The sequence below is a fragment of the Nonomuraea sp. NPDC048882 genome, from assembly GCF_040649755.1.
GTDB classification, from domain to species: Bacteria; Actinomycetota; Actinomycetes; order Streptosporangiales; family Streptosporangiaceae; genus Nonomuraea; species Nonomuraea maheshkhaliensis.
On record NZ_JBEZGB010000032.1, the window covers coordinates 67,595 to 85,773 of the forward strand.

Genomic DNA, 18,179 nt, shown 5'->3' on the forward strand with positions numbered 1-18,179 from the left:
CTACTTACCAGCCTTTCCGACCTTGCGGCGGATCTGTTCGCCCTGGTAACGCACGCCCTTGCCCTTGTACGGGTCAGGCTTGCGCAACTTGCGGATGTTGGCCGCGACCTCGCCGACCTTCTGCTTGTCGATGCCGTCCACGTGGAACAGGGTCGGCTTCTCGACGCGGAAGGTGACGCCCTCGGGGGCGTCGACGATGACCGGGTGACTGAAGCCCAGAGAGAACTCCAGCTGCGCCGGGCCCTTGGCCTGGACGCGGTAACCCACACCGACGATCTCAAGGCTCTTGGAGTAGCCCTGAGTGACGCCCTGCACCATGTTGGCGATCAGCGTCCGGGACAGGCCGTGCAGCGCACGGACCTTGTTCTCGTCGTTCGGCCGGGAGACGGCGATGGCGCCGTCGTCGTCGCGCGCGACCGTGATGGGCTCGGCGACCTTGTGAAGCAGCGTGCCCTTCGGGCCCTTGACTTGGACATCCTGGCCGGTGATCGTGATGTCTACGCCACTGGGCACAGGGATGGGCAGCCGTCCGATTCGCGACATGCTGTGTTCCTCCCCTCTACCAGACGTAGGCGAGGACTTCCCCGCCCACGCCACGCTTGCCGGCCTGCTTGTCGGTCATGAGACCGGCGGACGTCGAGATGATCGCGACGCCCAGCCCGCCCAGGACTCGAGGCAGGTTGTCCTTCTTCGCATAAACCCGCAGACCGGGCTTGGAAACCCGGCGCAGGCCCGCGAGCGAACGCTCACGGGTAGGCCCGAACTTGAGCTCCACCACGAGGTTCTTGCCAACCTTGGCGTCTTCGACGGTCCAAGCCTGGATGTAACCCTCTTGCTGGAGGATCTCGGCGATGTGCGCCTTGATCTTCGAGTACGGCATCGACACGCTCTCGTGGTACGCCGAGTTCGCGTTGCGCAGACGTGTGAGCATGTCTGCGATCGGGTCGGTCATCGTCATGGCCAGTGGCCTTCCTCGCCGCGGTTTCCAGTCGGTGAAGCAGCGCTCTACCGGTGGACCTTCGGCGTGGTCACGGACGCGGGATGCGTCCTTGTTTTTCGTGAATATGAACACCTGGGGGCGACACGGGGCCGCCCCTCAGGTTATCTACCAGCTCGACTTGGTGATGCCGGGCAGTTCGCCCCGGTGCGCCATCTCGCGGAAGCACACGCGGCAGAGGCCGAACTTGCGGTAAACGGCGCGGGGCCGGCCGCAGCGCGAGCAACGAGTGTATGCCCGGACCTCGAACTTCTGCTTGCGCCCCGCCTTGGCGATCAGCGACTTCTTCGCCATTGGATCAGGCCTCCTTGAACGGGAAGCCGAGGAGCTTCAGCAGCGCCCGGCCCTGGTCGTCGTTCTTCGCGGTGGTCACGATCGTGATGTCCATGCCCCGCGGACGGTCGACCTTGTCCTGGTCGACCTCGTGGAACATGACCTGCTCGGTCAGACCGAAGGTGTAGTTGCCGTTGCCGTCGAACTGCTTGGGCGACAGGCCGCGGAAGTCCCGGATACGGGGCAGGGCCAGCGCCAGCAGGCGGTCGAGGAACTCCCACATGCGGTCACCGCGCAGCGTGACGTGCGCGCCGATCGGCATGCCCTCGCGCAGCTTGAACTGCGCGATGGACTTGCGCGCCCGGACGACGGCCGGCTTCTGGCCGGTGATCACGGTGAGGTCGCGGACGGCACCTTCGATGAGCTTGGAGTCGCGAGCCGCCTCGCCGACGCCCATGTTGACCTTGATCTTGGTCAGGGCGGGGATCTGCATGACGTTCTCGATGCCGAACTGCTCGCGAAGCTGGGCCGCGATCTCCTCGCGGTACTTCGTCTTGAGTCGCGGCGTCGGGCGCTCGGTCTCAGTGGTCGTGGCAGTCATCAGCTGTCCTCACCCGTCTCCTCGTCGGCCTTCTTCTCGTCGGCCTTCTTGTCGGCGGGCTTGTCGTCCTTGAGCTTCTTCACGTTGGAGACGTGGATCGAAGCCTCCATGGTCTGCACGCCGCCGGTCTTGGCGCCGCGCGGGCCCTGGTGGGTCTCCTTGGTGTGCTTCTTGATCATGTTGATGCCCTCGACCACCACGCGGTCCTCGCGCGGGAGAGTGGCGATCACGCGACCCTTGGCACCCTTGTCCTTGCCGGCGATGACCTGGACCAGGTCACCCTTCTTCACATGCAGCTTCGGCATTACAGCACCTCCGGGGCGAGCGAGATGATGCGCATGAACTTCTTGTCGCGCAGCTCGCGGCCGACCGGGCCGAAGATACGAGTGCCACGAGGGTCACCGCTGTCCTTGATGATGACGGCGGCGTTCTCGTCGAAGCGGATGTAGGAGCCGTCAGGCCGGCGGCGCTCCTTGACCGTGCGGACGACGACCGCCTTGACGACGTCGCCCTTCTTGACGCCCGTGCTGCCGGGCAGCGCGTCCTTGACTGTGGCGACGATGATGTCGCCGATACCGGCGTAGCGTCGGCCAGAGCCACCGAGAACACGGATGCAAAGGATCTCCTTGGCACCCGTGTTGTCGGCGACCTTGAGCCGCGACTCCTGCTGGATCACGTCTTACTCCTGTTAGTCGCGCCGGTTCTCATCGCTGAGCCTGGCGGAACCCGTCATTGTCTTGTTCCCACGGCCACAGCGCCTCTGGAGGCACCGCACCGCAGGCGACGCGAGGCCCGAGGGCCTCGCGTCCTTGGACGCCGTCATGGGGGCTCTGAGAGCCCCCACGAGGCGCGGTATGTCCGAGAGGGCCTTACTTGGCCTTCTCGAGGATCTCCACGACCCTCCACCGCTTGGTGGCGGAGAGGGGGCGGGTCTCCATCAGCAGCACGCGGTCGCCGACGCCACAGGCGTTGGCCTCGTCGTGCGCCTTGTACTTGGTCGTACGGCGGATGACCTTGCCGTACAAACGGTGCTTGACGCGGTCCTCGACGGCGACGACGACGGTCTTGTCCATCTTGTCGCTGACGACGAGGCCCTCGCGGACCTTGCGGAAACGACGTGCGTCCTCCGCGGCCTCAGGCGTGGTCCCAGTAGTGGTCTCGGTGGTCTCGGTCTCAGCCATCGCTCGTCTCCTTCTCGACCGTGACGATGCCCAGCTCGCGCTCGCGCATCACGGTGTAGATACGGGCGATCTCGCGGCGGACGGCACGCAGCCGCCCGTGGCTCTCCAACTGACCGGTCGCCGCCTGGAAGCGGAGGTTGAACAGCTCCTCCTTCGCCTCCTTCAGCTTCTGGACGAGGGTGTCCTCGTCCTCGAGCCGCAGCTCCCCGGCGGTCAGGCCCTTAGCCATCACGCCTCACCCACTTCACGCTTTACGATCTTGCACTTCATGGGCAGCTTGTGAATCGCTCGGGTGAGCGCCTCACGCGCCACCGACTCCGCCACGCCGGACAGCTCGAACATCACGCGTCCGGGCTTGACGTTGGCGATCCACCACTCCGGCGAACCCTTACCGGAACCCATGCGGGTCTCGGCCGGCTTCTTGGTGAGCGGACGGTCGGGGTAGATGTTGATCCACACCTTGCCGCCACGGCGGATGTGACGGGTCATCGCGATACGGGCGGACTCGATCTGGCGGTTGGTCACGTAGGAGTGCTCAATCGCCTGGATGCCGAACTCGCCGAACACGACCCTGGTGCCGCCCTTGGCGGCTCCGCTGCGGTCAGGCCGGTGCTGCTTGCGGTGCTTGACCCTGCGCGGGATCAGCATGGTCAGCTCCCTTCAGCACCCGGCTGCGCAGCCGGGCCGGTCTCGGGGGCGGCCTGCGAGGCCGCCTCGTTACGGGGGGCGCGGTCGCCGCGGCCGCCACCACGACGGGGGCGGTCACCGCCACCACGACGCGGACGGTCGCCGCCGCCGCCACCACGACGGTCGTCGCGGTCACGGCGCTGGCCGGCGCGAGCACCGGCGGCGGCCGCCTCGCGCTCGGCGCGGCTCGTCGGGGCCTCGCCCTTGTAGATCCAGACCTTCACGCCGATGCGGCCGAAGGTGGTGCGGGCCTCGTAGAAGCCGTAGTCGATGTCCGCGCGGAGGGTGTGCAGCGGCACGCGGCCCTCGCGGTAGAACTCCGACCGCGACATCTCGGCGCCGCCCAGACGACCGGAGCACTGGACACGGATGCCCTTGGCGCCGGACTTCATGGCCGACTGCATCGCCTTGCGCATGGCACGGCGGAACGAGACGCGGCTGGACAGCTGCTCGGCGACGCCCTGCGCGACGAGCTGGGCGTCGATCTCCGGGTTCTTGACCTCGAGGATGTTGAGCTGGACCTGCTTCTTGGTCAGCTTCTCCAGGTCGCCACGGATCCGGTCCGCCTCGGCGCCACGACGGCCGATCACGATGCCGGGACGCGCGGTGTGGATGTCCACCTGCACGCGGTCCGTCGTGCGCTCGATCTCGACCTTGGAGATGCCGGCCCGCTCCATGCCCTTCTGCAGCATGCGGCGGATCGACACGTCCTCGGCGACGTACGACTTGTACAGCTTGTCGGCGTACCACCGGCTCTTGAAGTCGGTCGTGATGCCGAGGCGGAACCCGTGCGGGTTAACCTTCTGGCCCACTATCGGGTCCTTCCCTTCGGCTCGCGGGACTCCACGATCACGGTGATGTGGCTCGTCCGCTTGTTGATCCGATAGGCACGACCCTGGGCACGCGGACGGAACCGCTTCAGCGTCGGGCCCTCGTCGACCCACGCGCGGCTCACTACGAGCGTGCTGGGGTCGAGATCGAAGTTGTGCTCGGCGTTCGCCATGGCGGAACTGAGCACCTTGTAGATCGGCTCGCTCGCCGACTGGGGAGCGAACTGCAGCACGGCCTGCGCCTCCGAAGCGGGCAGCCCGCGAATAAGGTCCACCACGCGGCGGGCCTTGAGGGGCGTGACACGGACGAACCGCGCCTGAGCCCTGGCTTCCATCGCTTACTCCTCTAAATGCTTCTGAAGGCGTCTATCGCCGGCTGCGCCGGTCGTCCTTGACGTGGCTGCGGAACGTCCGCGTGGGCGCGAACTCTCCGAGCTTGTGGCCGATCATCGACTCGGTGACGAACACCGGGACGTGCTTGCGGCCGTCGTGCACGGCGATCGTGTGCCCGAGCATGTCGGGGACGATCATGGAACGCCGCGACCACGTCTTGATGACGGTCTTGGTGCCCTTCTCGTTCTGGACTTCCACCTTCTTCTGAAGGTGCTCGTCCACGAAGGGACCCTTCTTAAGGCTACGTGGCATTTCGGCTGCTCCTACCGCTTCTTCCTCTTGGACCGACGGCGGATGATCAGCCTGTCGCTGGCCTTGTTCGCCTGACGGGTACGGCCCTCGGGCTTGCCCTTGGGGTTCACCGGGTGACGACCACCGGAGGTCTTGCCCTCACCACCACCGTGCGGGTGGTCGACGGGGTTCATCGCGACACCGCGGACGGTCGGGCGCTTGCCCTTCCACCGCATACGGCCGGCCTTGCCCCAGTTGATGTTGGCCTGCTCGGCGTTGCCGACCTGACCCACCGTGGCGCGGCAGCGCACGTCGACCATGCGCATCTCGCCGGACGGCATACGCAGCGTGGCGTAGGTGCCCTCCTTGGCGAGCAGCTGGATCTGGGCGCCGGCGGAGCGGCCGAGCTTGGCGCCGCCACCCGGACGGAGCTCCACCGCGTGGATGAAGGTACCGGTCGGGATGTTGCGCAGCGGCAGGCAGTTGCCCGGCTTGATGTCGGCCGCGGGGCCGTTCTCGATGCGGTCACCCTGCTTGAGCCCCGTCGGCGCGATGATGTAGCGCTTCTCGCCGTCGGCGTAGTGGAGCAGAGCGATGTTGGCGGTGCGGTTGGGGTCGTACTCGATGTGAGCGACCTTCGCCGGAACGCCGTCCTTGTCATGCCTACGGAAGTCGATGATCCGGTAGGCGCGCTTGTGACCGCCGCCTTGGTGGCGGGCGGTGACCCGGCCGTGTACGTTGCGGCCGCCCTTGCTGTGAAGGGGCGCAAGCAACGACTTCTCGGGGGTGCTGCGGGTGATCTCGGAGAAGTCCGAGACACTCGACCCGCGGCGACCCGGAGTCGTCGGCTTGTATTTACGGATGCCCATCTTTTTCGTTCATCCTTCGTCGGTTACATGGGTGAGCCCGCCGCACCGAAATGCGACGGTCTCAGCCCCGCGCGGACCATGTGTGGCCCGCACTCACTTCTATGGCCGCTCAGCCGATCTGACCGAAGATGTCGATCCGATCGCCCTCACCCAGGCTCACGATCGCGCGCTTGGTGTCGGGACGCTTGCCGAAACCGGTACGGGTCCGCTTGCGCTTGCCCTGCCGGTTGATGGTGTTCACGCTGGTGACCTTGACCCCGAAGATCTGCTCAACAGCGATCTTGACCTGAGTCTTGTTCGCGGTCTTCCGCACCAGGAACGTGTACTTGTTGTTCTCATCGATCAGGCCGTAGCTCTTCTCAGAGACGATCGGCTTGATGATGATGTCGCGCGGGTCGGCGATCTTCTCCATCAGGCGTCTTCCTTCCCGCCACTCAGTCGCGCCACGACCTGGTCGTACGCCTCCTGGGTGAAGACCACGTCGTCGTGCACGAGCACGTCGTAGGTGTTGAGCTGCCCGGCGTCCAGCAGGTGGACCTCGGGCGCGTTGCGCAGGCTCAGCCAGGTCAGCTCGTCGTCCGAGTCGACCACGACGAGAACGCGCGCGGACTGGGTGATCTTGCGCAGGGCATCGAGCGCCGCCTTGGTCTTGGGCGTCTCACCCGTGACCAGCGAGCTCACCACGTGCACGCGACCGCCGCCGGCCCGGTCGGAGAGGGCACCGCGCAGGGCGGCGGCCTTCATCTTCTTGGGCGTACGCTGCGAGTAGTCGCGCGGCACGGGGCCGTGGACGGTGCCACCGCCGGTGAACTGCGGCGCACGGGTCGAACCCTGACGGGCGCGACCGGTGCCCTTCTGGCGATACGGCTTCTTGCCGCCGCCGGAGACCTCACCACGGGTCTTGGCCTTGTGGGTGCCCTGCCGGCGAGCGGCGAGCTGGGCCACGACCACCTGGTGGATCAGCGGCACGTTGACCTTGGCGCCGAAGATGTCCTCGGGCAGGTCGACGGTACCGGTCTTCGCGCCACCGGCGTCGAGGACGTCAATAGTGGTGCTCACTTGGCAGCCCCCTTCTTGGCAGCGGAGCGGACGAGGACCAGGCTGCCGTTGGCGCCGGGAATCGCACCCTTGATCAGGATGAGACCCTTCTCGGCGTCCACGGCGTGAACCTTGAGGCTCTGCACAGTGGTGCGGACGTTACCCATCCGACCAGCCATGCGCAGACCCTTGAATACGCGGCCCGGGGTGGCGCAGCCACCGATGGAACCCGGCGAGCGGTGCTTGCGCTGCGTACCGTGCGACGCGCCCAGACCACCGAAGCCGTGCCGCTTCATGACACCGGCGAAGCCCTTGCCCTTGCTCTTGCCCGTCACGTCGACGAACTGGCCGGCCTCGAAGGTGTCGGCCAGCAGCTCCTGGCCCAGGTTGTAGTCGCTCGCGTCGTCGGTGCGGATCTCCGCGAAGTAACGGCGCGGGGTGATGTCGTGCTTACGCAGGTAGTCGCCGAGCGGCTTGTTGACCTTCCGGGGGTCGACCTGTCCGAAGCCGAGCTGGATGGCGGAGTAGCCGTCCTTGTCGGCGGTGCGGACGCGGGTCACCACGCACGGACCGGCCTCGACCACGGTCACCGGCACCATCCGGTTGTCCGCGTCGAAGACCTGGGTCATGCCGAGCTTCTTGCCCAGGACGCCCTTGATCGTCTTAGCCATGTCAGTGCGTTCCCTCAGAGCTTGATCGAAATGTCGACACCCGCGGGGAGGTCGAGCCGCATGAGCGAGTCAACCGTCTTGGGGGTCGGGTCGATGATGTCAATCAGCCGCTTGTGCGTGCGCATCTCGAAGTGCTCGCGGCTGTCCTTGTACTTGTGCGGCGAGCGGATGACGCAGTACACGTTCTTCTCGGTCGGCAGCGGCACCGGGCCCGCGACCTTCGCGCCAGTCCGCGTCACCGTCTCGACGATCTTCTTGGCCGAGCTGTCGATGACCTCGTGGTCATAGGCCTTAAGCCGGATGCGGATCTTCTGTCCCGCCATAGTGGCCTCGGTGTCCTTCGCTGTCGTCTGAAAAAGTATCGTGCGGCCTGTTGCCGCTGATGTGTTGCTGCAGGTCGAACCCGCACTGACCCCACGAGGCAGACGTAGTCGATCTGCCTTTTCTTCCGTGATCCGGCAGTGACTTCGGTCACCTGTCATACGGCGGCCGAAGCTACTGCTGGATCACGGCGCCATCTGCATGGGGCCTTACGTGGTGCGGCGGTCGGCTCCGAGTCCGGGGCCGACCGCCGCCCCGACGGTCCAGCTACTTGATGATCTTCACGACCCGGCCGGCGCCGACAGTGCGGCCACCCTCACGGATCGCGAACTTGAGGCCTTCCTCCATGGCGATGGGCTGGATCAGCTCAACGCGCATTTCGGTGTTGTCGCCCGGCATGACCATCTCGGTGCCCTCGGGGAGGTTCACCACACCGGTCACGTCAGTCGTACGGAAGTAGAACTGCGGGCGGTAGTTGTTGAAGAACGGCGTGTGCCGGCCGCCCTCGTCCTTGGACAGGATGTAGACCTGGCCGGTGAACTCGGTGTGCGGGGTGGTCGTGCCCGGCTTGATGATGCACTGGCCGCGCTCGACGTCGTCGCGCTTGATGCCGCGGAGCAGCAGGGCGGCGTTGTCACCGGCGTGACCCTCGTCGAGCATCTTGTTGAACATCTCGATGCTGGTGACGGTGGTGGTCGTCTTCTCCGGCTTGATGCCGATGATGTCGACCTGCTCGTTGACCTTGACGATGCCGCGCTCGATACGGCCGGTGACGACCGTGCCGCGACCGGTGATCGAGAAGACGTCCTCGACCGGCATGAGGAACGGCTTGTCCGTCTCACGCGGGGGCTCGGGGACGTTCTCGTCGACGGCGTCCATCAGCTCGATGATGCTGTCGGCCCACTTCGCGTCGCCCTCAAGAGCCTTGAGCGCGGAGACGCGGATGACAGGCAGGTCGTCGCCGGGGAACTCCTGAGCGGACAGGAGCTCACGAACCTCGAGCTCGACGAGCTCCAGGATCTCCTCGTCGTCCACCATGTCGGACTTGTTGAGGGCCACGACGATGTAGGGGACGCCGACCTGGCGGGCCAGGAGGACGTGCTCCTTCGTCTGCGGCATCGGGCCGTCGGTGGCGGCGACCACGAGGATCGCGCCGTCCATCTGAGCGGCACCGGTGATCATGTTCTTCACGTAGTCGGCGTGACCGGGGCAGTCCACGTGAGCGTAGTGGCGCTTCTCGGTCTGGTACTCGACGTGCGCGATCGAGATCGTGATGCCGCGGGCCTTCTCCTCCGGCGCCTTGTCGATCTTGTCGAACGGCGTCGCAGCGTTCAGCTCGGGGTAACGGTCGTGGAGCACCTTGGTGATCGCCGCGGTCAGCGTGGTCTTGCCGTGGTCGATGTGCCCAATGGTGCCGATGTTCATGTGCGGCTTGTTCCGCTCGAACTTGGCCTTGCCCACTGGTTCTCTCCTTAGAGAATCTGACTGACTTTCGTCTACACACTCGGGCCCGGGAAATCCCGAACCCCTTGGCGGTGGGGTGGCTCTCACCACCCCACCAGGGACCAGGACAGCAGTCCTGGCCCAGCCCCTTACGGGACCGGACCGGAAACTATTCGCCCCGGGCCTTCGCGACGATCTCCTTGGCGATGCCCGGAGGCACCTCCGCGTAGGAGTCGAACTGCATGCTGTAGCTCGCGCGCCCCTGCGTCTTGCTACGCAGGTCGCCCACGTAGCCGAACATCTCAGACAGCGGCACGAGCGCCTGGATGACCTTGGCGCCGGCCCGGTCATCCATCGACTGGATCTGCCCGCGGCGACCGTTGAGGTCACCGATGACATCACCCATGTAGTCCTCGGGCGTCGTGACCTCGACGGCCATCATCGGCTCGAGGAGCACGGCGTCCGCCTTGCGCGCGGCCTCCTTGAAGGCCATCGAGCCGGCGATCTTGAAGGCCATCTCCGACGAGTCGACGTCGTGGGCCGCACCATCGGTCAGCGTAACCTTCACGCCCACCATCGGGTAACCGGCCAGCACGCCGAACTCGGCGGCCTCCTGCGCGCCCGCGTCGACCGACGGGATGTACTCCCGCGGGACGCGGCCACCGGTGACCTTGTTCTCGAACTCGTAGCCGTCGTTGCCTTCGCCGAGCGGCTCGAGGTTGATGATCACCCGCGCGAACTGACCGGAACCACCGGTCTGCTTCTTGTGGGTGTAGTCGAGCTTCTCCACCTTGCGGCGGATGGTCTCGCGGTAGGCCACCTGCGGGCGGCCGACGTTGGCCTCGACCTTGAACTCGCGACGCATGCGGTCGACGAGGATCTCCAGGTGAAGCTCGCCCATGCCCCAGATGACCGTCTGACCGGTCTCCTCGTCCCGGCGGACCTGGAAGGACGGGTCCTCCTCGGCCAGCCGCTGGATGGCGGTCGACAGCTTCTCCTGGTCGCCCTTGGTCTTGGGCTCGATGGCGACGTTGATGACCGGAGCCGGGAACGTCATCGACTCGAGCACGACCTGGTTCGCCGTGTCGGACAGGGTGTCGCCGGTCGTGGTGTCCTTCAGACCCATGACCGCGACGATCTGGCCGGCGATCGCCGTCGGGCGCTCTTCGCGCTTGTTGGCGTGCATCTGGTAGATCTTGCCGATCCGCTCTTTCTTACCCTTCACAGAGTTGGTGACCTGTGAACCGGTCTCGAGCGTGCCCGAGTAGATGCGGATGTAGGTGAGCTTGCCCAGGTGCGGGTCGCTGGCGATCTTGAAGGCCAGCGCGGAGAACGGCTCGGTCGGGTCGGCGTGCCGCTCGATGACCTTCTCCTCGTTGCCGACCGCGTGGCCCTTGAAGGCCGGGATGTCGGTCGGGGCCGGGAGGTAGGCGACGATCGCGTCGAGCAGGGGCTGCACGCCCTTGTTCTTGAACGCGGTGCCACACAGGACCGGGTTGATGGCGCTGGCCAGCGTCGCGCGGCGGATGGCCGCGACCAGCTGCTCCTCGGTGGGCTGGGTGCCCTCCAGGTAGAGCTCCATCAGCTCGTCGTCGTTCTCGGCGACCGTCTCGATGAGGCGGTCACGCCACTCACGGGCGGCCTCGGCGTGGTCGGCCGGGATGTCGACGATGTCGTACATCTCGCCCTTCGCCGCCTCGGCGCTCCAGATGAGACCCTTCATCTGGATGAGGTCGATGACGCCCTTGAAGTCGGCCTCGACGCCCCACGGCAGCTGAATGACAGCCGGCGTGGCGCCCAGACGGTTGATCATCATGTCGACGCAGCGGTGGAACTCCGCCCCGACCCGGTCCATCTTGTTGACGAAGCAGATCCGGGGGACTTCGTAGCGGTCGGCCTGACGCCACACCGTCTCCGACTGCGGCTCGACACCGGCCACGCCGTCGAACACGGCGACGGCACCGTCGAGGACGCGCAGCGAGCGCTCCACCTCGATGGTGAAGTCGACGTGGCCCGGAGTGTCGATGATGTTGATCGTGTGACCGATCCACTCACAGGTGGTCGCGGCAGACGTGATCGTGATGCCGCGCTCCTGCTCCTGCTCCATCCAGTCCATCGTGGCAGCGCCCTCGTGGACTTCACCGATCTTGTAGTTGATGCCGGTGTAGAACAGGATGCGCTCGGTCGTGGTTGTCTTGCCCGCGTCGATGTGGGCCATGATCCCGATGTTTCGGACCTTGGCCAGGTCAAGAGCGGTCTGCGTGGCCACTTCTCTCGCGTCCTCGTCGTCTCGTCGAACCCACTACCAGCGGTAGTGAGCGAAGGCCTTGTTGGACTCGGCCATCTTGTGGGTGTCCTCGCGCTTCTTGACGCTCGCCCCGAGGCCGTTGCTGGCGTCGAGGAGCTCGTTCATGAGGCGCTCGGTCATGGTCTTCTCGCGGCGGGCGCGGGAGTACTGCACCAGCCAGCGCAGGGCCAGGGTGGTGCTGCGCGCGGCGCGCACCTCGACCGGCACCTGGTAGGTCGCGCCACCGACGCGACGGCTGCGGACCTCGAGCGTCGGCTTGACGTTGTCAAGCGCGCGCTTCAGGGTGACGACCGGGTCGTTGCCCGTCTTCTCCCTGCAGCCTTCGAGGGCGCCGTAGACGATCGACTGCGCGATGGAGCGCTTGCCGTCCAGGAGCACCTTGTTGATCAGGGCGGTCACCAGCGGCGAGCTGTAAACCGGGTCAGCCATGAGCTGACGACGGCCAGGAGAACCCTTACGAGGCATTGTTAGCTCTTCTCCCTCTTCGCGCCGTAGCGGCTGCGGGCCTGCTTGCGGTTGCGGACACCCTGGGTGTCCAGCGAGCCGCGGATGATCTTGTAGCGAACACCAGGCAGGTCCTTCACACGACCGCCACGCACGAGCACGATGGAGTGCTCCTGCAGGTTGTGACCCACACCCGGGATGTAGGCCGTGACCTCGATGCCGTTCGTGAGCCGAACGCGGGCCACCTTGCGCAGTGCCGAGTTGGGCTTCTTCGGGGTCGTGGTGTACACGCGCTGGCACACGCCGCGCCGCTGCGGGCTCCCCTTGAGGGCAGGAGTCTTGGTCTTGGAGACCTTGTCCTGCCGGCCCTTGCGGACCAACTGCTGAATAGTGGGCACTGCCACTCCGTTTCGTGCCTTGGCCGGTGTTACGTCATGGTCTTGCATTTCGCAGGTTCTGCCGGTGTCATGACCTGCTGGTTTCTCTTGTCTCGGCGCCCCCGCGCTCGGGCGTGTCGCGCTATTCGCACAGACACATCCGCGAGGATTACGAGCCAGGAAGCCGTCCTGCGCCCGCAATTGGGCGCACGGCCGAGAGCCCGTTAGAAGACGGGCACGATGCTCAAGACTACCCAGGCCTTGGCGACACGTCAAAACGGCGCGGCAAAGCGGACAAGCTCCGCCACTCCGGATCGCTGAGGCCTATTTCATCCAGCCCATCTACAGCTCCGGAACTCATGATATAGCCCCCTGGGGTGTTCCGCCCCCAACTCCACGAACCGCCACCCGCCCGTTACCTCCCCTTGTCCCACCAAATCCCCTTCAGCCACCCATCACGGCCACGCGACTGTGCCACACAACACACCCGCGCTCCCACCTCGGTGACACTTCCCTGCCTCTGTTCGGGAGCCGGGGTCGCCACTGCCCCGGGGGCCGGGGTCGCCACGGAGGGGGCCCAGGAGGCGGCGTAGCGGCGGCTCGCCACTGACGGGTTCAGACAGCGTCTCCCTGGAGGGTCCTCAGCCACGCACGGCGTGTGGGGCAAGCTGGCGCCGCCGTAACAGAAAGAAGGCCCTGAAAAGCCGAGCGCCCGGCCCCTCAAAAGAGGGGGCCGGGCGCACAGACCACTGGCAATCAGAGAATCACCGGTTGTACTGGCCGAAGTCGTACTCCTCCAGGGGAACGGCCTCGCCGCTGCCGGTGCCGAAGGTGTAGTCGGCCGCGGAGCCGTCGTAGCCGCCCACGGTGTACATGGCGGCCTTGGCCTCCTCGGTCGGCTCGACCCGGATGTTGCGGTACTGGGGCATGCCCGTGCCGGCCGGGATGAGCTTACCGATGATGACGTTCTCCTTCAGGCCCAGGAGCGAGTCGGACTTGGCGTGGATCGCCGCGTCCGTCAGGACCCTGGTCGTCTCCTGGAAGGAGGCCGCCGACAGCCACGACTCGGTGGCCAGCGACGCCTTCGTGATGCCCATGAGCACCGGACGGCCGGCGGCGGGCGACCCGCTCTCGGCCACGGTCTCGCGGTTCATCTGCTCGAAGCGCGGACGCTCCACGAGCTCGCCGGGCAGCAGGTCGGTGTCACCGGACTCCAGCACGTTCACGCGCTTGAGCATCTGCCGCACGATGATCTCGATGTGCTTGTCGTGGATCGACACACCCTGCGAGCGGTAGACCTGCTGGACCTCCGCCACCAGGTGTAGCTGCACGGCCCGCGGGCCGAGGATGCGCAGCACCTCGTTGGGGTTGACCGCACCGGCGACCAGCTGCTGGCCAACGGTGACGCGCTGGCCTTCCTGCACGAGCAGGCGCGAGCGCATCGAGACCGGGTAGGCGATCTCCTCCGAACCGTCGTCGGGGGTGATCACGATCTTCCTGGTCTTGTCGGTCTCATCGATCCGCACGCGGCCCTCGGCCTCGGAGATCGGGGCGACACCCTTGGGGATGCGCGCCTCGAAGAGCTCCGTGACACGGGGCAGACCGTGGGTGATGTCGGCGCCGGCCACACCACCGGTGTGGAACGTACGCATGGTCAGCTGCGTGCCGGGCTCGCCGATCGACTGGGCGGCGATGATGCCGACCGCCTCGCCGACGTCCACGAGCTTGCCGGTGGCCAGCGAGCGGCCGTAGCAGGTCGCGCAGACACCGATCTTGGCCTCGCAGACGAGCGCGCTGCGGGTGCGGACGGTCTCGACGCCGGCCTCGACCAGCTTCGTCACGTGGTTGTCGTTGATGTCGACACCCGCCGGGACGATGATCTTGCCGTCGACCTCGACGTCCTCGGCCAGGATGCGGCCGTGCACGTTGGACTCGGCGTTCTCCGCCTTGACCAGGTTGCCGCTCGCGTCGCGGTCGGCCACGTGCAGCGGGACCGCGCGGTCGGTGCCGCAGTCGATCTCCCGCACGATGACGTCCTGCGCGACGTCCACCAGACGACGGGTCAGGTAACCCGAGTCGGCGGTACGCAGCGCGGTGTCGGCCAGACCCTTCCGCTGACCGTGGGTGGAGATGAAGTACTCCAGCACCGACAGGCCCTCGCGGAACGAGGCCTTGATCGGCCGCGGGATCGTCTCACCCTTGGTGTTGGACACCAGGCCGCGGATGCCGGCGATCTGCCGGACCTGCATCTTGTTACCACGGGCGCCGGAGTTGACCATCATCCAGACCGGGTTGGTCGCCGGGAAGGCGTTGACCATGTCGGTCTCGACGTCGGCGGTCGCGTGCGTCCAGATCTCGATGAGCTCCTGACGGCGCTCCTCGTCGGTGATCAGGCCGCGCTCGTACTCGCGCTGGACCTTGTCGGCCCGGCGCTCGTAGTTCTCCATGATGTCGGCCTTGTTGGGCGGCGCGACGACGTCGTCGATCGAGATCGTGACACCGGAGCGGGTCGCCCAGCGGAAGCCGGCGTCCTTGAGCGCGTCGAGCGAGTTGGCGACCTCGATCTTGGGGTAGGTCTCCGCCAGCTCGTTCACGATCGTGGACAGCTGCTTCTTGCCGACCTGGAAGTCGACGAAGGGGTAGCTCTCCGGCAGCGTCTGGTTGAACAGGCACCGCCCGAACGTCGTCTCCAGCCGGAGCGGGTCGCCCTGCTCCCAGCCCTCGGGGGCCACCCACTCGCGCGGCGGCAGGACGTCCTTCAGCCGGATCTGGATCTTCGCCTGGATGTCCAGCTCGCGGCGGTCGAAGGCCATCTGCGCCTCGGCGATCGAGCCGAACACGCGGCCCTCGCCGATCGCGCCTTCCTTCTGGGTGGTCAGCCAGTAGAGGCCGATGACCATGTCCTGGGTGGGCATCGTCACGGGCTTGCCGTCGGCCGGCTTGAGGATGTTGTTGGTCGAGAGCATCAGGATGCGTGCCTCGGCCTGGGCCTCAGCCGACAGCGGCAGGTGCACGGCCATCTGGTCGCCGTCGAAGTCCGCGTTGAACGCGGTGCAGACGAGCGGGTGGATCTGGATGGCCTTGCCCTCGACCAGCTGCGGCTCGAACGCCTGGATGCCCAGGCGGTGGAGCGTCGGAGCGCGGTTGAGCAGCACGGGGTGCTCGGTGATGACCTCTTCGAGCACGTCCCACACCACGGGGCGGGCGCGCTCGACCATCCGCTTGGCCGACTTGATGTTCTGGGCGTGGTTGAGATCGACCAGCCTCTTCATCACGAACGGCTTGAACAGCTCCAGCGCCATCTGCTTGGGCAGACCGCACTGGTGCAGCTTGAGCTGCGGGCCGACGACGATGACCGAACGGCCGGAGTAGTCGACTCGCTTGCCCAGCAGGTTCTGGCGGAAACGGCCCTGCTTGCCCTTCAGCATGTCGCTGAGGGACTTCAGCGGCCGGTTGCCGGGACCGGTGACCGGGCGACCGCGACGGCCGTTGTCGAACAGCGCGTCGACGGCCTCCTGGAGCATCCGCTTCTCGTTGTTCACGATGATCTCGGGCGCGCCGAGGTCGAGCAGACGCTTGAGCCGGTTGTTGCGGTTGATGACCCGGCGGTAGAGGTCGTTGAGGTCGGAGGTGGCGAACCGGCCACCGTCGAGCTGCACCATCGGGCGCAGGTCCGGCGGGATGACCGGGATGCAGTCGAGCACCATGCCGCGCGGCGAGTTGGTCGTGTTGAGGAACGCCGACACGACCTTGAGCCGCTTGAGGGCGCGGGCCTTCTTCTGGCCCTTGCCGCTGCGGATGGTCTCGCGCAGGTTTTCGGCCTCGGCGTCGAGGTCGAAGCTGATCAGGCGGTCCTGGATCGCCTGCGCGCCCATGCCGCCCTTGAAGTAGCGGCCGAAGCGGTCGCGCATCTCGCGGTAGAGCAGCTCGTCGCCCTCGAGGTCTTGGACCTTGAGGTTCTTGAAGCGGCTCCACACCTCGTCGAGCCGGTCCAGCTCACGCTGGGCGCGGTCACGCAGCTGACGCATCTCGCGCTCGGCGCCCTCACGGACCTTGCGGCGCTGGTCGCCCTTGGCGCCGGCGGCCTCGAGCTCGCCGAGGTCGCCTTCGAGCTTCTTCTGCCTGGCCTCGACGTCGGCGTCGCGGCGCTGCTCGATGTGCTGCCGCTCGACGGAGATCTTCGCCTCCAGCGAGGGCAGGTCACGCTCACGCATCTCGGTGTCGACATGCGTGATCATGTAGGCCGCGAAGTAGATGACCTTCTCCAGGTCCTTCGGGGCCAGGTCGAGCAGGTAACCGAGGCGCGAAGGGACGCCCTTGAAGTACCAGATGTGCGTGACCGGGGCGGCCAGCTCGATGTGGCCCATCCGCTCACGACGCACCTTGGCGCGAGTGACCTCGACGCCGCAGCGCTCGCAGATGATGCCCTTGAACCGGACTCGCTTGTACTTACCGCAGTAGCACTCCCAGTCGCGGGTCGGGCCGAAGATCTTCTCGCAGAAGAGCCCGTCCTTTTCCGGCTTGAGGGTTCGGTAGTTGATGGTCTCGGGCTTCTTGACCTCGCCGTGCGACCACTGACGGATGTCGTCGGCGGTCGCAAGACCGATCCTGAGCTCGTCGAAGAAGTTGACGTCTAGCATTTTGTGCGATCTCCCCCTCAGACTTCTTCCACGCTGCTCGGCTCACGCCGGGACAGATCGATACCGAGCTCTTCCGCCGCGCGGAAGACGTCCTCGTCGGTGTCGCGCATCTCGATGGACATGCCGTCGCTGGAGAGCACCTCGACGTTCAGGCACAGCGACTGCATCTCCTTGATGAGCACCTTGAAGGACTCGGGGATGCCGGGCTCGGGGATGTTCTCGCCCTTGACGATGGCCTCGTAGACCTTCACCCGGCCGAGAACGTCGTCGGACTTGATGGTCAGCAGCTCCTGCAGGGCGTAGGCGGCGCCGTACGCCTCCAGCGCCCACACCTCCATCTCACCGAAGCGCTGGCCACCGAACTGGGCCTTACCGCCGAGCGGCTGCTGGGTGATCATGGAGTACGGGCCGGTCGAACGCGCGTGGATCTTGTCATCGACCAGGTGGAGCAGCTTGAGGATGTAGATGTAGCCGACCGCGATCGGGTAGGGGAACGGCTCGCCGGAGCGGCCGTCGAACAACTGCGCCTTACCGCTCTGCTGCACCATCCGGTCACCGTCACGGTTGGGGATGGTGCTGTCGAGCAGGCCGACGATCTCTTCCTCGTGGGCGCCGTCGAAGACCGGCGTGGCCATGTTGGTACGCGGGGCCACCTTGTCGAAGCCCTTGTCGCGCAGCCGCTCGGCCCAGGCCTCCTGGACGCCGGAGATGTCCCAGCCCCTGGCGGCGATCCACCCGAGGTGGGTCTCCAGCACCTGGCCGACGTTCATCCGGCCGGGTACGCCCAGCGGGTTGAGGATGATGTCGACCGGGGTGCCGTCCTCCAGGAACGGCATGTCCTCGACCGGCAGGATCTTGGAGATGACGCCCTTGTT

22 protein-coding genes and 1 pseudogene are annotated in these 18,179 nt (G+C 66.3%); all 23 read right to left on the reverse strand.

What is annotated here, in order from left to right:
- A complete protein-coding gene (gene rplF / locus AB0C27_RS53500) occupies positions 1-543 on the reverse strand; it encodes a 50S ribosomal protein L6 (RefSeq protein WP_357862546.1) in 543 nt (180 codons plus the stop codon).
- 16 nt (positions 544-559) lie between these two features.
- On the reverse strand, positions 560-958 hold the full coding sequence (gene rpsH / locus AB0C27_RS53505) for a 30S ribosomal protein S8 (protein ID WP_106253393.1): 399 nt from the start codon (positions 956-958) through the stop codon (positions 560-562).
- A 147-nt stretch (positions 959-1,105) separates the two neighbouring features.
- Complete coding sequence (locus tag AB0C27_RS53510; RefSeq protein ID WP_020542298.1) at positions 1,106-1,291, reverse strand: type Z 30S ribosomal protein S14; 186 nt, start codon at positions 1,289-1,291, stop codon at positions 1,106-1,108.
- A gap of 4 nt (positions 1,292-1,295) precedes the next feature.
- Positions 1,296-1,871, reverse strand: a complete 576-nt coding sequence (rplE, locus tag AB0C27_RS53515; protein ID WP_106253395.1) for a 50S ribosomal protein L5 — start codon at positions 1,869-1,871, stop codon at positions 1,296-1,298.
- Positions 1,871-2,167 carry a 50S ribosomal protein L24 gene (gene rplX / locus AB0C27_RS53520; protein ID WP_245956724.1) on the reverse strand — a complete coding sequence of 99 codons (297 nt, stop codon included), beginning with the start codon at positions 2,165-2,167 and terminating at the stop codon, positions 1,871-1,873. The genes rplE and rplX overlap by 1 nt, the downstream gene beginning before the upstream one ends.
- A gap of 8 nt (positions 2,168-2,175) precedes the next feature.
- Complete coding sequence (rplN, locus tag AB0C27_RS53525) at positions 2,176-2,547, reverse strand: 50S ribosomal protein L14 (protein WP_090769698.1); 372 nt, start codon at positions 2,545-2,547, stop codon at positions 2,176-2,178.
- 193 nt (positions 2,548-2,740) lie between these two features.
- Positions 2,741-3,052, reverse strand: coding sequence for a 30S ribosomal protein S17 (gene rpsQ, locus AB0C27_RS53530; protein WP_346113060.1), 312 nt, complete (start codon positions 3,050-3,052; stop codon positions 2,741-2,743).
- Positions 3,045-3,281, reverse strand: coding sequence for a 50S ribosomal protein L29 (gene rpmC, locus AB0C27_RS53535; RefSeq protein ID WP_106253417.1), 237 nt, complete (start codon positions 3,279-3,281; stop codon positions 3,045-3,047). The genes rpsQ and rpmC overlap by 8 nt, the downstream gene beginning before the upstream one ends.
- Complete coding sequence (rplP, locus tag AB0C27_RS53540; protein ID WP_106253402.1) at positions 3,281-3,700, reverse strand: 50S ribosomal protein L16; 420 nt, start codon at positions 3,698-3,700, stop codon at positions 3,281-3,283. Before rplP ends, rpmC begins: the two co-directional genes overlap by 1 nt.
- A 2-nt stretch (positions 3,701-3,702) precedes the next feature.
- Complete coding sequence (gene rpsC, locus AB0C27_RS53545) at positions 3,703-4,551, reverse strand: 30S ribosomal protein S3 (RefSeq protein ID WP_357862549.1); 849 nt, start codon at positions 4,549-4,551, stop codon at positions 3,703-3,705.
- The gene (gene rplV / locus AB0C27_RS53550; protein ID WP_103960883.1) at positions 4,551-4,904 is read right to left on the reverse strand and encodes a 50S ribosomal protein L22; all 354 of its coding nucleotides are present in this window, start codon (positions 4,902-4,904) and stop codon (positions 4,551-4,553) included. Before rplV ends, rpsC begins: the two co-directional genes overlap by 1 nt.
- A 31-nt stretch (positions 4,905-4,935) precedes the next feature.
- Positions 4,936-5,214, reverse strand: coding sequence for a 30S ribosomal protein S19 (gene rpsS / locus AB0C27_RS53555; protein ID WP_346113058.1), 279 nt, complete (start codon positions 5,212-5,214; stop codon positions 4,936-4,938).
- An 11-nt stretch (positions 5,215-5,225) separates the two neighbouring features.
- Positions 5,226-6,062 (reverse strand): 50S ribosomal protein L2, encoded by an 837-nt coding sequence (gene rplB / locus AB0C27_RS53560; RefSeq protein ID WP_106253407.1) that lies wholly within the window; start codon positions 6,060-6,062, stop codon positions 5,226-5,228.
- A gap of 109 nt (positions 6,063-6,171) precedes the next feature.
- The gene (gene rplW, locus AB0C27_RS53565) at positions 6,172-6,474 is read right to left on the reverse strand and encodes a 50S ribosomal protein L23 (protein ID WP_106253408.1); all 303 of its coding nucleotides are present in this window, start codon (positions 6,472-6,474) and stop codon (positions 6,172-6,174) included.
- Positions 6,474-7,121, reverse strand: a complete 648-nt coding sequence (rplD, locus tag AB0C27_RS53570; RefSeq protein WP_357862552.1) for a 50S ribosomal protein L4 — start codon at positions 7,119-7,121, stop codon at positions 6,474-6,476. The genes rplW and rplD overlap by 1 nt, the downstream gene beginning before the upstream one ends.
- Positions 7,118-7,771, reverse strand: coding sequence for a 50S ribosomal protein L3 (rplC, locus tag AB0C27_RS53575; RefSeq protein ID WP_106253411.1), 654 nt, complete (start codon positions 7,769-7,771; stop codon positions 7,118-7,120). Before rplC ends, rplD begins: the two co-directional genes overlap by 4 nt.
- Before the next feature lie 14 nt (positions 7,772-7,785).
- Positions 7,786-8,094, reverse strand: coding sequence for a 30S ribosomal protein S10 (gene rpsJ, locus AB0C27_RS53580; RefSeq protein WP_012887830.1), 309 nt, complete (start codon positions 8,092-8,094; stop codon positions 7,786-7,788).
- Positions 8,095-8,359: 265 nt separating this feature from the next.
- Positions 8,360-9,553: an elongation factor Tu gene (tuf, locus tag AB0C27_RS53585; protein ID WP_357862554.1), complete on the reverse strand. Its 1,194-nt coding sequence runs from the start codon at positions 9,551-9,553 to the stop codon at positions 8,360-8,362.
- Positions 9,554-9,704: 151 nt separating this feature from the next.
- Positions 9,705-11,804 carry an elongation factor G gene (fusA, locus tag AB0C27_RS53590; protein ID WP_357862556.1) on the reverse strand — a complete coding sequence of 700 codons (2,100 nt, stop codon included), beginning with the start codon at positions 11,802-11,804 and terminating at the stop codon, positions 9,705-9,707.
- Between the two features lie 33 nt (positions 11,805-11,837).
- Positions 11,838-12,308: a 30S ribosomal protein S7 gene (gene rpsG, locus AB0C27_RS53595; RefSeq protein ID WP_020542314.1), complete on the reverse strand. Its 471-nt coding sequence runs from the start codon at positions 12,306-12,308 to the stop codon at positions 11,838-11,840.
- Positions 12,309-12,310: 2 nt separating this feature from the next.
- On the reverse strand, positions 12,311-12,685 hold the full coding sequence (gene rpsL, locus AB0C27_RS53600) for a 30S ribosomal protein S12 (protein WP_049572713.1): 375 nt from the start codon (positions 12,683-12,685) through the stop codon (positions 12,311-12,313).
- Positions 12,686-13,428: 743 nt separating this feature from the next.
- Positions 13,429-17,304, reverse strand: a complete 3,876-nt coding sequence (locus AB0C27_RS53605; protein WP_357862558.1) for a DNA-directed RNA polymerase subunit beta' — start codon at positions 17,302-17,304, stop codon at positions 13,429-13,431.
- Positions 17,305-17,321: 17 nt separating this feature from the next.
- A pseudogene (locus AB0C27_RS53610) lies at positions 17,322-18,179 on the reverse strand (DNA-directed RNA polymerase subunit beta); the annotation flags it as partial.